The sequence below is a fragment of the Amycolatopsis regifaucium genome (assembly GCF_001613935.1).
In the GTDB taxonomy this organism is placed as follows: Bacteria; Actinomycetota; Actinomycetes; order Mycobacteriales; family Pseudonocardiaceae; genus Amycolatopsis; species Amycolatopsis regifaucium.
Genome location: NZ_LQCI01000003.1, coordinates 103,488 through 116,432, shown reverse-complemented (window position 1 = coordinate 116,432; position 12,945 = coordinate 103,488). Strand labels below are relative to the sequence as shown.

Sequence of the window (12,945 nt, the reverse complement as noted above, 5' to 3'; positions counted from 1 at the left end):
AGAAGGAGGAGCACATTCTCTCGGTAGGTGAGCGGTGGCGATGATGCGCGTCTTGGCGATTCCGCTGGTAGGGGCTCTGCTGGCGTTGGCCGGTTGCGGAGTGTTTTCCCATGGTGACCGCACTTCCGACGCCCCGCTCGAACGGACCGAACTGCGGGTCGGCGTCGGAAGCCCCATCGACACGGCACCGTTGAGGGTCGCCGTCGCCGGCGGGAAGTTCACCGCCGCCGGTCTTTCCGTGACCCTCGTCGACACCCCCGCCGACCAGGCGATCACCGAACTTTCCGCGGGCGAGATCGACATCGCGTTCGCGAGCGACGTCTCCATCTTCCGTGCCGCCGCGGCCGGGACGGCACTGCAATTGCAAGGCGAGGCCTACACCGCGGGCCGCAACACCATGGCGCTCGTCACACTTCCCGGCTCCGAGTACACCGAACCGACACAAAAGAAGTCGCCGAAAATCGCGGTGAACATGCTCGACGACGTCGGCGTGCTCGCCGCCCGCGCGGTGTTCGGCACCGCGGGGGTGGATGTGAACAGGATCCAGTTCAAGCAGCACGCGTTCGACCGGATGCCGCAGGCGCTGCAGAGCGGCGACGTGGACGCCGCGTGGATGGTCGAGCCGTACATCACCAGGGCCGAGAAGGAACTCGGGGCGAGCATCCTCGCCGACGGCGCGCGCGGCGCGACACTGGACTTCCCGATGTCGTCCTACGTCTCGACCGGCGGCTTCGGCCAGGCCAACGCCCGCACACTCGCGGCCTTCCGAAAGGTGCTCGGCGAAGCGCAGATTCGGGCGGCCGACCCGGCCATCGTCCGCGACGCGCTGCCGACGTTCTCCGACATCGACCGGACCACGGCATCGCTGATCTCACTCGGCACGTACCCGGTCTCCCTCAACGGCATCCGGCTTCAACGCGTCGCCGACCTGATGCACAACTCCGGGATGATCGGCGCGCGGCTCGACGTCCAGGCGATGGTGCCGCGCTAGAGACCTGGTGGTCGTGAGTGGCGATTCGGCATCTAACCAAGGGTGTTCGAGGTACCTACGGCGGGTGAGCCCGGTAGCCGCCTGGCCGTGAGGACTCTTTGGGAGACTTGTTTTTGGTTACCCGCTGGTGCGGGGCTGGTGCGGGTTGCCGGTCGGCATGAGCTTGATCAACGGAAGATCAGGGACGTTGAGTGTCCCGGATCTTCCGTTGATCAAGGTGTGAGATGGGCGGCGACGCCAGCGGAACTTCTCCATGTACTTCACGCGAGCAAGACCGCAGGTGACGAGTAGGTACCTAAGAGAGGGTTCGCTCTAACCCGAATCGCCACTCACGACCAGCAGGCGGCCCTGCGCTAGATGTTCTCCCCGGTCGGCCGCAGGCAAACGGTGCGCACGGGCGGCCCGATGTAGCGCAACTCGGTGTCCTCCGACATGCAGACGGCCGACGATCCACTCAGTACGGTCGCTCGCGCCTCGGCAGTGATGTCGGTGCAGCGGACCTTCGCGATCCGCGTCTCGTGCACGACGTCGCGCAGGCAGTCCCCGGTCTCGACGTTCAGCGCCAGGCAGAGCGTCTTTTCGGCCTTCCGGCTGGAAGAACCGCCGTACAGCTCGAACTGGACATAGTCCGAGCCGCGGCATTCGGACGAGCCGGTGCGGACGTCGTCGATGCGGAAGGTCGCACGGCTCGATGTGCAACTGGCCGTCGTGTAGCTCTGGGCGCCGCCGGCCTCGTCGGTCAGGTACAGGCATTTGCCCGCCTCCACCGAGGAGTACCTGCCCGCCTGTGAGATCCCCCATGCGGCCAGGCTCCCCAGGCCCAGCGCGGCGACGACGCCCAGCACGATCGAGACCTTCGCCAGGACGCTGATCGGTGGCGGCTTGGGGAACGGCGTCGGCGGCCCCACCTCCGGCATCGAGGGCGCCTGCGGCAGGGCGGGCGCGGTGAACGGGTCGTATTCGGGCGCGCCGCCGGTCGGTGTATTCGTCAAGATCCCCTCCAGTCACCTGTCCCGCATCCTTCCACCAGCGGTGCCGCGGCGGGGGCGAATGTGGCCGGAACGTATAAAGGAAAGGTGACCGATGGCCCGCTGATCGTCCAGTCCGACAAGACCGTGCTCCTCGAGGTCGACAACAGCCAGGCCGACGACGCGCGGATCGCCATCGCGCCGTTCGCCGAACTGGAACGCGCGCCCGAGCACGTCCACACCTACCGGATCACGCCGCTGGCGTTGTGGAACGCCCGTGCGGCCGGCCACGACGCCGAGCAGGTCGTCGACGCGCTGACGACGTACTCGCGGTTCCCCGTGCCCCAGCCCCTGCTCATCGACATCGTGGACACGATGGGCCGGTTCGGGCGGCTGCAGATCGCCAACCACCCGGCGCACGGCCTGGTCATGTCGACCATCGACCGCGCGGTGCTGGAGGAGATCCTCCGGCACAAGAAGATCAGCCCGATGCTGGGCGCGCGGATCGACGAGGACACCGTCATCGTCCACCCGTCCGAACGCGGACGGCTCAAGCAGGCACTGCTGAAGGTCGGCTGGCCCGCGGAGGACCTCGCCGGTTACGTCGACGGTGAGGCCCACCCGATCGAACTCGACGAGGCCGACTGGGAGCTGCGCGACTACCAGCGCAAGGCCGCGGAGGCGTTCTGGGCCGGCGGGTCCGGCGTCGTGGTGCTGCCCTGCGGCGCGGGCAAGACGCTGGTCGGCGCCGCGGCCATGGCGCACGCGAAGGCGACGACGCTGATCCTGGTGACGAACACCGTCGCCGGGCGGCAATGGAAGCGGGAACTGATCGCGCGGACCTCGCTGACCGAGGAGGAGATCGGCGAGTACTCCGGCGAGAAGAAGGAGATCCGGCCGGTCACCATCGCGACGTACCAGGTGGTCACGCGCAAGACCAAGGGCGAGTACCGGCATCTCGACCTGTTCGACTCGCGCGACTGGGGCCTGGTGGTCTACGACGAGGTCCACCTGCTGCCCGCGCCGGTCTTCCGGATGACCGCGGACCTGCAGTCGCGACGGCGGCTCGGGCTGACCGCGACCCTGGTGCGCGAGGACGGTCGCGAGGGCGACGTGTTCTCCCTGATCGGCCCGAAGCGGTACGACGTCCCCTGGCGCGACATCGAGGCGCAGGGCTGGATCGCGCCGGCGGAATGCACCGAGGTCCGGGTGACCCTGACCGACGCCGAGAGGCTCGCGTACGCGACGGCCGAGGCCGAGGAGCGGTACAAGCTGGCGGCGACCGCGGACACGAAGACCAAGGTGATCAAGTCGCTGGTCGACCGGCATCCCGGCGAACCGACGCTGGTCATCGGGGCCTACCTCGACCAGCTGGAGATGATCGGCGACGAACTGGACGCGCCGGTGATCCAGGGAGCGACGCGGAACAAGGAGCGCGAGGAGCTCTTCGACGCGTTCCGGCGCGGGGAGATCAGGACGCTGGTCGTTTCGAAGGTCGCGAACTTCTCGATCGACCTGCCGGAGGCGTCGGTGGCGATCCAGATCTCCGGCACGTTCGGCTCACGGCAAGAGGAGGCGCAACGCCTCGGACGCCTGCTGCGACCGAAGGGCGACGGACGGCAGGCGCACTTCTATTCGGTCGTCTCGCGGGACACCGTCGACACCGAGTACGCGGCGCACCGGCAGCGATTCCTGGCCGAACAGGGCTACGCGTACCACATCGTGGACGCGGACGACCTGCTTCGCCCCCTGTGACCTCCCGCATTTCGTCCTCTGAACGCGGTACTTGCGCCTGCAAGGAACGCGTTTAGAGGACGAAACGCGCGGGGAGGACTAGCGGGGTCCCGCAAACGGGGTATCGAAAACTGTCGGTGCTTCGAACTAGTGTTCGGGTAGAGTTGACCGAACACCAGTTCGAGGGGAAGCCGATGACGATCGCACCGTTCCGCCAAGGCACGCCGCCCGTCCAGACCCTGCCGCCCGGCCGATGGCATGGCCGGATCTGGGTATCGGATCTGCCGTTGGCCAGGCCAGAGCGCTATACCGGCTGCGTCGCGGAGTTCGATCGCTCCGGGCTGTGGCCGGTGCTGATCCCGCACGACCAGCGGTTCGCGGTCAACGGCGAGGACTGGATCGACGACCGCGGGAGGCTCGCCCCGGCCGACCACCGGATCTCTTCGGTGGATCCGGCCGAGGTGCTGGCCCGCTGGTGGGACACGTCGTGCTGCGACGGCGCCTGCCTGCGCCCCTTCGGCGCGAAGTTCCCCGGCCTCGCCCGCCGCCCCTCGCGCCGGGCGGATCCGCTGGCCGAGGCGGGCAACACGGGGTCGATCCTGGCCGCGCGCGCCCCGCACCGGCTCGCGCTGGTCCAGACCGAACGGCCTGCCGACATCCCGGCGATCCTGGGCTGGACGGGCATGATCAAGGCGACCGACCAGGTCCACGAGCTCTCCGCGGTGCTGCGCAGCTGGGAAGACCGCTTCGGCGCGACGCTGACGGTGCTGGGCTTCGACTCGCTGGAGCTGTCGGTGGCCGCGCCGCCGCGCACGCAGGGCCGCGCGCTCACGGTCGCCGCCGAGCATCGCTCGTTCTGCCTGCCCGCGTTCGCCGGTCAGCCGGGCAATCTGCGCGAGTTCGCCTCCAGTCTCGTCCAGACCCGCCGGTGGCGGTTCTCGTGGGCCTGAGCGGGCGTTTGCGCCGGATCGAGAGGGGGAATCACCGCAGCGCGGAAAGGTGGTGATCGACGTCGCCGAGATCAGGATCGGTACTTCGGGCTGGCGCTATCCGCCGTGGCGCGGGGACTTCTACCCCCGCGGCCTCGTGCAGCGGCGCGAGCTGGAATATCTGTCCAGCCGGATGAACTCGGCCGAGATCAACGGGTCGTTCTACTCCCTGCAACGGCCCGAGCGATACCGCGCGTGGGTCGAGCAGACACCGGACGATTTCGTCTTCGCGGTGAAGGGCGGCCGCTTCATCACGCATATGATGCAACTGCGTGACGTCGAAACGCCGCTGGCGAACTTCTTCGCGTCCGGCGTGCTGGCGCTCGGCCGGAAGCTGGGTCCGTTGCTCTGGCAACTGCCGCCGCGGCTGGCGTTCGACGCCGAACGCGTCGAGAAGTTCTTCAAGCTGTTGCCGCGCACCAGCCACGCCGCCGCCAAGCTCGCGAGCAAACACGACGACAAACTCAAGGGCGAAGCGCACACCGACCCGCAACCGCGCCGGAAGCTCCGGCACGCCGTCGAAGTACGGCATCCGAGTTTCGCCGAGCCGGAGAGCCTCGAACTGTTCCGCGAGCACGGCATCGCGCTCGTGGTCGCCGACACCGCGGGCAAGTTCCCGTTCATCGAAGAGATGACGAGCGACGAGTTCGCCTACGTCCGCCTGCACGGGGACGAGGAGCTGTACGTCAGCGGGTATCGCGACAACGTCCTCGAAGAGTGGGCCCGCAAGATCGAGCGGTGGGATCGCGACACGTACGTCTACTTCGACAACGACGTCAAGGTCGAGGCACCGAAGAACGCGATCACGCTCGCGAAACTCCTGGCGTGAGCCGCGCACGCTGCACAGTCAGCGCACAGTGAGCGGTGTCCTGTTAAGTGAGCCATGAGGTCACGGGCGTACTCGCGTGCTGCGACTGGGGGTCGGCACGCCGGGCGCCCGTGCCTCACCAATTCTGATCCGTTTTGACCCCGTCGCCCACGAGTGAGGCGAGCTTCGTCCGGACGTCCTCGGCGTCCGGATGCGACAGCTCGGTCAGCACCCGGACCGAACGCAGCCAGCAGTCACGCGCCGCCGAGGGATCACCGTGCCGGAGATGGATTCCGCCGAGCTGGGCCAGCACGTCGGCCGCCTCGTAGAGCTCGCCGTGGGCGAAGAACATCTCGACGGCCCGCCGCATGCAGGCGATGCCCTCATCGCTCCTGCCGAGCCCGACGAGCGCGACGCCCTTGGTGTGGAAGGCGAATCGGGCCTCGTCCGGCAGCGCGTGCGCCCGCAGGGCCAGCGCCCGGTCGGCGAGCTCGAGCGCCTGCTCGTGCCGTCCGTCGTCGGTACAGATGTCGCCGAGCGCCTGCAGTGCGTCGGCCTCCATGCCGTCGCCGACGTTGTACTCCCGGATGCACCGCAGGGCCTCGGTCCCGTACTCCCACGCGATCTGGGCGCTTTCGAGGTTCCGGCTGGCCAGCGTGAGGTTGTACAGGGCACGCGCCTCGCCCTCGCGGTCGCCGAGCTGCCGTTGCAGCTCGACCACCTGCTTCAGGTAGACGACGCTGTCCTCGTACTGGCGGCCCACGCCGCAAGCGACGCCGAGCCCGCTCAGCATCACGGCCTCACCGGTCCTGTCTCCCGCTTCTCGCGCGGCGCGCAAGGCGACGTCGAACACCGAACGCCAGTCCTCCAGCCGTGCCCGCACGATGAAGAACGACTGCAGGAGCCACGCCAGCCGCCAGCAGTCCCGGTGCCGCCCTTCCCGGTACGCGACGTTCACTACGGCGATGAGGTTGCCGCACTCCTCGTCGAACCAGTCCAGAGCCTGGTCGTAATGGCCGAACTTCACCCCGGCGTCGGCGAAACGTCCCGGCTCGATGACCCGGTAGCGCCGTTCCGGCCGCAACAGCCGAGACGCGTTCAGCGCCGACCCCAGCGAAGCGTGGAGCAACCTGTCCAGCACCTCGGCCCGCACTTCGGGTCCGTCGAGTCTCGCCGAAAGCTCGGCCGCGTACGCGCGGATGAGGTCGTGGAACTGGTACCGGCCGGGCCGGGACCGCGCGATCAGGTGCGCGGAAGCCAGTTTCGCCAGATCCTCCTGCGCTTCCGCGATGTCGACCCCGGCCACCGCCGCGGCCGCGGGCGCGCTGAAGTCGCCGCCGGTCGGCAGGCCGAGCAGCCGCAGCATGCGCGCGGCGCGTGCGTCGAGCGCCCGGTACGAGTACGAGAAGACGGCCCGGATGTTCGTCTCGTCGCCGTCGGCGAGGTCGAACGAGCCCAGCCTGTCCTGTTCGGCGTCGAGCAGCCGGACGAACTCCCGCAGGGCGAGATCGGGGAACTGCGCCGCCCGTACGGCGAGGATCCGGATGGCCAGCGGCAGTCCGCCGCAGTAGCGGACGAACCGTTCGGCTGCCTCGGGATCCTCGCTGACCCGGTCCAGCCCGATCGTCGAAGCGACGAGGGCGATCGCGTCCTCGTCCGGCAGCTCTTCCAGCGCGACGCGACGCGCGCCATGGGTCGCCGCGAGCGCCTGCAACTGCCAGCGGCTGGTCACCACCACCAGGCAGCCGGGGCCGGGCAGCAGCGGCCGGACCTGCTCGGTGCTCGCGGCGTTGTCGAGGAGGATCAGCATCCGGCGGCCGGCGCTGTAGGTGCGCCAGGTGGCCGCGCGGCCGTCGACGTCGGCGGGGATCCGGTCGGCCGGGACGCCGACCGAGACGAGCATCGTTTCGAGCGCGGTGGCGGGTTCGACCCGTTCACCGGGGCCGTATCCGCGCAGGTTGAGGTACACCTGGCCGCCGGGGAACTGCTCGCCGACCTCGTGCGCGAAATGGACGGCGAGCGTTGTCTTGCCGATGCCACCCATGCCCTCGATCGACGCGATCGGCGTCGACCTCTCGGTGTCGAGCGCCTCCGGGACCAGTTCGTGCAGTGCCTTGAGATCGCGCTGACGACCGGAGAAGACCCGGAGATCCGTCGGGAGCTGGCGCGGGATCAGCGGTTCGGCACCGAGGCGGTACCGCGTCAGCTCGGAGTCCAATGTGGTCTCGACGGACTCTTCGCCGGTCAAGATCGCCTGGTGCGCGCGCTGCAGCGAGGCACCGGGGTCCAAGCCGAGCTCTTCGGCCAGCACCGCGCCGATCCGGCGGTAGACGTTCAGCGCCTCGGCCTGTCTGCCTGAGCGGTACAGCGCGATCATCAGCTGTTCGTGCAGCCGCTCCCGCAGTGGATGCTCGCGGCACAGCCTGGTCAGCTCGGGAACGACGGTGGCGTGCTCGCCGAGGGCGATGAGCGCGTCGGCCCACTGCTCACGGACGCGGAGCCGCTCCTCGCTCAGCTGGTCGGCCTCGTCCCGAAGCAGCGCTTCGGAATGGACGTTCTGCAACGCCGGGCCGCGCCATTCGGACAGCGCGGCGGCGAACTTCGCCGCGGCCTCACGCAGGTCGCCGTCTCGCGCGGCGTTCGCTCCCGCCGAGGCGAGCGCGCGGAAGCGGGCGAGGTCGAGCAGGTTCTCGTCGAGTTCGAGCAGGTAGCCGCCGCGTTCGGTGCGGATGGTGACCTCGTCGCCGAGCGCGCGGCGGACCCGCAGGATGTAGGTCTGCAAGGCGCCCTTGGACCGCCGCCGGTCGTCCGGCCACAGCCAGCGGCTCAGCTCCTCGACCGGCACCACGCTGTTCGCGCGCAGCAGGAGGCCGGCCAGCACGATGAGCGGTCTGCTGCCGCCAAGGGGCACCGGCAGCCCGTCCGCCGTGACCTCGGTGGGCCCCAGCACGCGAAAGTCGAGTGCCACGTCGCTCATTCTGTCCGGGATCGGACGAAACGGCACGTGCTTCCGACGGTGGCATGATCGGTGTCGATGGATGTCTACGCGATCCCCCTGCGCACGCGGTTCCGCGGCATCACGGTCCGTGAAGGACTGCTGATCCGCGGTGAGGCGGGCTGGGGCGAGTTCTGCCCGTTCTCCGACTACTCGGACACCGAAAGCGCGCCGTGGCTCGCGTCCGCTTTGGAGGCGAGCGAGCGCGGGTGGCCGTCACCGGTACGGGACCGCGTCGAGGTGAACGCGACCGTCCCGGTGGTGTCGCCGGAAAAGGCGTACGAACTCGTCTCCGCCTCGGGCTGCCGCACCGCGAAGGTGAAGGTCGCCGACCCGAGGGTGAGCCTCGCCGAGGACTGCGCCCGGGTGGAGGCGGTGCGTGCCGCGCTCGGCCCGTCCGGCGCGGTCCGCGTCGACGCGAACATGGCCTGGGACGTGGACACCGCGGTCAAGGCCATCGGTGAACTGGACCGCGCGGCGGGAGGTTTGGAGTACGTCGAGCAACCGTGTCCTTCGATCGGGGAACTGGCCGACGTCCGGCGCCGGGTCGGAGTCCGGATCGCCGCCGACGAGTCCATCCGCCGGGCCGAAGACCCGCTCAAGGTGGCCGTGGCGGGGGCCGCCGACGTGGCGGTGCTGAAGGTCGCGCCGCTGGGCGGGGTCCGGCGCGCGCTGGAGGTCGCCGAAGCCTGCGGCCTGCCGTGCGTGGTGTCCTCCGCCGTCGAGACGAGCGTCGGACTCGCCGCCGGACTGGCGCTCGCTGGCGCATTGCCCACTTTGGACTTCGCGTGCGGACTGGGCACGATGTCGTTGCTGACCGGGGATGTCTGTGGCGCTTCACTGTCCCCTGTGGATGGTCACTTGCCGGTGCCGCGCCAGGCTCCGGAACCGGATCTGTTCTCCGCGCACGCCGCCGCCCCGGACGTCCGGTCGGCCTGGGAGGCCCGCTTCACCCGCGTCCGCGCCCACCTCCGGTGAGATGAAGGACGCTTTCATAGCGAATTTCGCTATGAAAGCGTCCTTCATCTCACGCTCGGGCGACGGGTCAGCCGCAGTGCTCCAGCGGAGATTCGTAGCTGACGGAACCGGCGGAACCGCCCCACTTGACGCACTTGGCGCCGGCGGCCGCGCTCACCGGACCGGCGTAGTACTCGAAGCTGCCGGAGTCGGTCTTCCGTGCCGAACCTTCCACTTCGAGGAAGGCCGAAACCGCGCTGCCGGTGCCGACCGAGGTCGCCTTGATGGTGGTGACGCAGTTGGCCTTGGTCGTGCCGTTGTACAGCAGGTACGTGGTGGCGGCGCTGCCGAGTGCCTGCGAGTCGATCACCTTGTAGTCGTCGCCGCACACCTCGACGGCGTCATACGGGTTGGGGTTCCCGGTGCCGCTGCAGGTGTTCTTCGAGGTCACGTTGGCGTTGGGGTAGCCGAATTTCACGCCGTTGAAGTACGCGGGCTTGATGTTGTCCGGCCACGCGGCGTCGTTGGTGCGGACTTCGTAGTGCAGGTGGGGGCTGATGTTGTTGCCCGGCTTGGAGGTGTTGCCGACCTCGCCGATCTTCTGGCCCTGCGCGACCTGCGCGCCGGCCGCGACCGAGCGGACCTTCAGATGTGCGTAGTAGGTCGACCATCCCCCACCGTGGTCGATCTTCACCAGGTTGCCGAAGCCGTTGGCCGAACCCTGGTGCGCCGACGTGACCACCTTGCCGGCGGCCGCGGCGACGACCGTGTCACCGAGGTCCGCGTCCGCGGAACCGCCGCGGTTGAAGTCGATTTCGTATGCCCGGTGCGCGCTGCTGTTGTCGTTGTCGCCGTTCCACACCTGGTTGCAGGGGAACGGAAGCTGGAAGTTGGGACGCGGACCGACGGCGGCTTCGGCCGACGTCGCGGTGATCGCCAGCCCGGCCATGCCCAGCAACGCGGTGGCGGCCGCGGTGACCACTCGTCTGAATCTCATCGGATGTCCTTTCTCGGCGTTTCGTGAGAAGCGTCCCGAAAGGGCGTACAAGTGAGATACAAACGACCCGGCTCCGGTGCGGGCGCCTCAGCCGACCCGCTCGATGACCGCGCGGCGGATCAAGAACTTCCCTGGTTCGCGGATTCGGCGGCCGGGTCCCGCTCCTGCTTCCCACTGTCCGGCGGCTCGACGCAGATGCCGAGCTCGTCCCGAGCGTTCTGGCCGAGTACGGCGGCGCCGCGAGTTGTACTCGCGAAGTCACCCGCCGGGCATCCGGTTTCACCGACCCTCAGGGGTCCGATTCCAGGGTCGGCTCCGGGCCGTCCCCCGATGTGCCGAGGGTCGTTCCGAGGCGAACATGGAGCCATGACGAACAGCGTGTACACCCCCCAGGCCACCAAGAAGCTCTACCGCAGCCGCACCGACAAGATGCTCGCGGGCGTCGCCGGCGGCTGGGCCGCCTACCTCGGCGTCGACGCCGCGATCCTGCGTATCGCCCTCGTGGCGAGCGTCTTCTTCACCGCCGGGTTCGCGATCCCGGTCTACGCCGCCGCGTGGCTCCTGACTCCGGAGCAGGCCGAAGACTCCTGAACACGGGCTGCCGCCGCGTGCAGGGGACACGGCGGCGACCTGATCGCGTTCAGCCCGCTAAACGCGATCCGGGCCGGGGGTGCGGGGGAACAGGGGGATCAGGCGAGGGGCCCGGACATGGGGATGTCCGGGCCTTTTCGCTTTTCGGCCGCGCGATCACGCGGACGCCGTTACACTCCCCATGACTTTGTCACAGGGAGCGGAAGCGGGGGCCTCCATGGCCGGCAAGTATCTGAGTCTCAGCGAGTACAAGAGGATGCTCGACGGCGCGCTGGACGACTTCCACAAAGCGCTCACCAAGCGCTGGATGGAAGAAGCCGTCGAGGCCATGACGCGTCTCTCGACCGCCGTCCCGTGCTCGACGGAGCCCTGGGCTTGGCAGTGGCCGGCCGAATCGTACGGCCATCTCTCGGGCGCCGACGATATCTGCGGCTACCTGACCTGGGTCACGGACGGCATGCTCGGCCATTACAAGGACGTTCACTGCCAGGGCTGGAATCCGCAGACCCAGAAGTACGTCGAGTGCCATGTCGAACGGAACCTGGCCCAGATCGAGCGGCTGGCGTGGAACCGGCGGCAGGAGGTCGCGAAGTTCGTCCCGCAGCTGGAGGGGCCCGACCTCTCGAAGCTGGAGGCCGCCCACAACACGTTCCTGAACGTCGCGGGGAACCTCGGCTTCCAGGACAAGAACGGACGGGTGACCGAACTGCTCGGGCAGGGCGAGGTCGTCCGGAACGTCGAGTGGCTGGACGGTACGACCAGCGAGAACGAGGAATGGTTCATCGAGTGGACCGGACTCGCCGCCCAGGCCTTCAGGGCCGGATTCTTCGCCTCGATCGCGCCGACCATGCTGAACCAGGCACTCATCCTCGCCAGCCTGTCCACCCTGTACTCCACGCGCGCCACGACGATCCAGGTCACCCGGCTCAACACCATCAAACGACTCAACTGGGCCACCAAGAAACTGGACGAGAAGATCACCCTCACCGTCTCGACCGCGGACGCGATCCTGGAGAAGCTCGATCGAGCACAAGCGATCCACGGGATCGTGAGCAATCTGCTGGCCGCGGGGGCGAAGCTCAGCAAGGTCGTGAACACCGTCAACGAGGCGGGCGGGAAGGTCCTCGGCCCGGTCGGCGCCGTCCTGACCTTGGCCGGCTTCGTCGGCGGAGCCCTCAAGGGACACACTGTCGAGCAAGACGCCATGTCCCTCCAGGACATCCTGCAGAAGCTCACCACGTCGATCCAAGACGAACACAACGCGCTGTCCGGCCTCGAAGCCGACTTCGGCGGGGACGTGCTGGCTCTGCAAAAGGCGATCGCGGGGGTGCACAGCTACAACCTCGAACTCTACGACCTCACCGCGAACACGCTGCCGAACCAGACCGATCGCGCGAAATACCAGGGGATCAGGGTCGAGGTCCACTTTCTGCTGAGGGTGGCGCAAACCTGCTTCGAAGCGGCCGACGCCTATTCGGCCCAACTGCGGATTCTCGCCCAGGCCGATGTCGCCGACCGGCATCTCGCGGGCCGGGACGAGCAGACGTGCACGGGCGACGACACGACGTTGGAGATCCGCGACGCCGTCGAACAGTTCATGAGGACGACCTGCGCCCGCTTCATCCTCGCCGGTGAGCAGCTCAGGAAGGCGGCCGAAGCCTACGCGAAAACGGACGGCGAACTTTCGGACGATCTCAAGAAGCTGTTCGCCGCTTGGGAAAGCGCCAACAAGAACCGGGGGAAGATCGACCCCAATCCCGAGACGGTGGAGACGGAAAGCGCGGGCAAGGAGGCGGGCGAAACCGACCGGACGGGCCTCGAACCGAGGAAACCTTCGGAACCGACCTCCGTCGACCCGTACGAGAACGACCGGCGGCAGCAAGGCGGGAAGTACGTGGTGGACGGGCAACGGTAA

General features: G+C 68.5%; 10 protein-coding genes. 7 read left to right on the top strand and 3 right to left on the bottom strand.

Annotation, left to right across the window (positions count from 1 at the left end; genetic code table 11):
* Nucleotides 1-43: 43 nt before the first annotated feature.
* Nucleotides 44-991: an ABC transporter substrate-binding protein gene (locus tag AVL48_RS04315; RefSeq protein WP_061985222.1), complete on the top strand. Its 948-nt coding sequence runs from the start codon at nt 44-46 to the stop codon at nt 989-991.
* Nucleotides 992-1,344: 353 nt separating this feature from the next.
* Here the strand turns inward: AVL48_RS04315 and AVL48_RS04310 are convergent, their stop codons facing one another.
* Nucleotides 1,345-1,983: an LppU/SCO3897 family protein gene (locus tag AVL48_RS04310; protein WP_061985019.1), complete on the bottom strand. Its 639-nt coding sequence runs from the start codon at nt 1,981-1,983 to the stop codon at nt 1,345-1,347.
* A gap of 84 nt (nt 1,984-2,067) precedes the next feature.
* On the opposite strand from AVL48_RS04310, the gene AVL48_RS04305 reads away from it, so the two are divergent.
* From AVL48_RS04305 to AVL48_RS04295, 3 genes are all read left to right on the top strand, one after another.
* On the top strand, nt 2,068-3,714 hold the full coding sequence (locus AVL48_RS04305; protein ID WP_061985021.1) for a DNA repair helicase XPB: 1,647 nt from the start codon (nt 2,068-2,070) through the stop codon (nt 3,712-3,714).
* A 173-nt stretch (nt 3,715-3,887) separates the two neighbouring features.
* Nucleotides 3,888-4,643 (top strand): DUF4253 domain-containing protein, encoded by a 756-nt coding sequence (locus tag AVL48_RS04300; RefSeq protein ID WP_061985223.1) that lies wholly within the window; start codon nt 3,888-3,890, stop codon nt 4,641-4,643.
* A gap of 52 nt (nt 4,644-4,695) precedes the next feature.
* Nucleotides 4,696-5,511: a DUF72 domain-containing protein gene (locus AVL48_RS04295; RefSeq protein ID WP_143104890.1), complete on the top strand. Its 816-nt coding sequence runs from the start codon at nt 4,696-4,698 to the stop codon at nt 5,509-5,511.
* A gap of 115 nt (nt 5,512-5,626) precedes the next feature.
* Here the strand turns inward: AVL48_RS04295 and AVL48_RS04290 are convergent, their stop codons facing one another.
* A complete protein-coding gene (locus AVL48_RS04290) occupies nt 5,627-8,458 on the bottom strand; it encodes an AfsR/SARP family transcriptional regulator (RefSeq protein ID WP_428839393.1) in 2,832 nt (943 codons plus the stop codon).
* A 66-nt stretch (nt 8,459-8,524) separates the two neighbouring features.
* Here AVL48_RS04290 and AVL48_RS04285 point away from each other — a divergent pair, with 66 nt between their 5' ends.
* Complete coding sequence (locus AVL48_RS04285; RefSeq protein WP_061985227.1) at nt 8,525-9,463, top strand: o-succinylbenzoate synthase; 939 nt, start codon at nt 8,525-8,527, stop codon at nt 9,461-9,463.
* A 67-nt stretch (nt 9,464-9,530) separates the two neighbouring features.
* On the opposite strand, the gene AVL48_RS04280 is transcribed toward AVL48_RS04285, so the two are convergent.
* The gene (locus AVL48_RS04280) at nt 9,531-10,439 is read right to left on the bottom strand and encodes a M23 family metallopeptidase (protein WP_061985025.1); all 909 of its coding nucleotides are present in this window, start codon (nt 10,437-10,439) and stop codon (nt 9,531-9,533) included.
* A gap of 366 nt (nt 10,440-10,805) precedes the next feature.
* Here AVL48_RS04280 and AVL48_RS04275 point away from each other — a divergent pair, with 366 nt between their 5' ends.
* Both AVL48_RS04275 and AVL48_RS04270 read left to right on the top strand, forming a co-directional pair.
* On the top strand, nt 10,806-11,030 hold the full coding sequence (locus AVL48_RS04275; protein WP_061985027.1) for a PspC domain-containing protein: 225 nt from the start codon (nt 10,806-10,808) through the stop codon (nt 11,028-11,030).
* A 217-nt stretch (nt 11,031-11,247) separates the two neighbouring features.
* Complete coding sequence (locus AVL48_RS04270) at nt 11,248-12,945, top strand: hypothetical protein (protein ID WP_061985029.1); 1,698 nt, start codon at nt 11,248-11,250, stop codon at nt 12,943-12,945.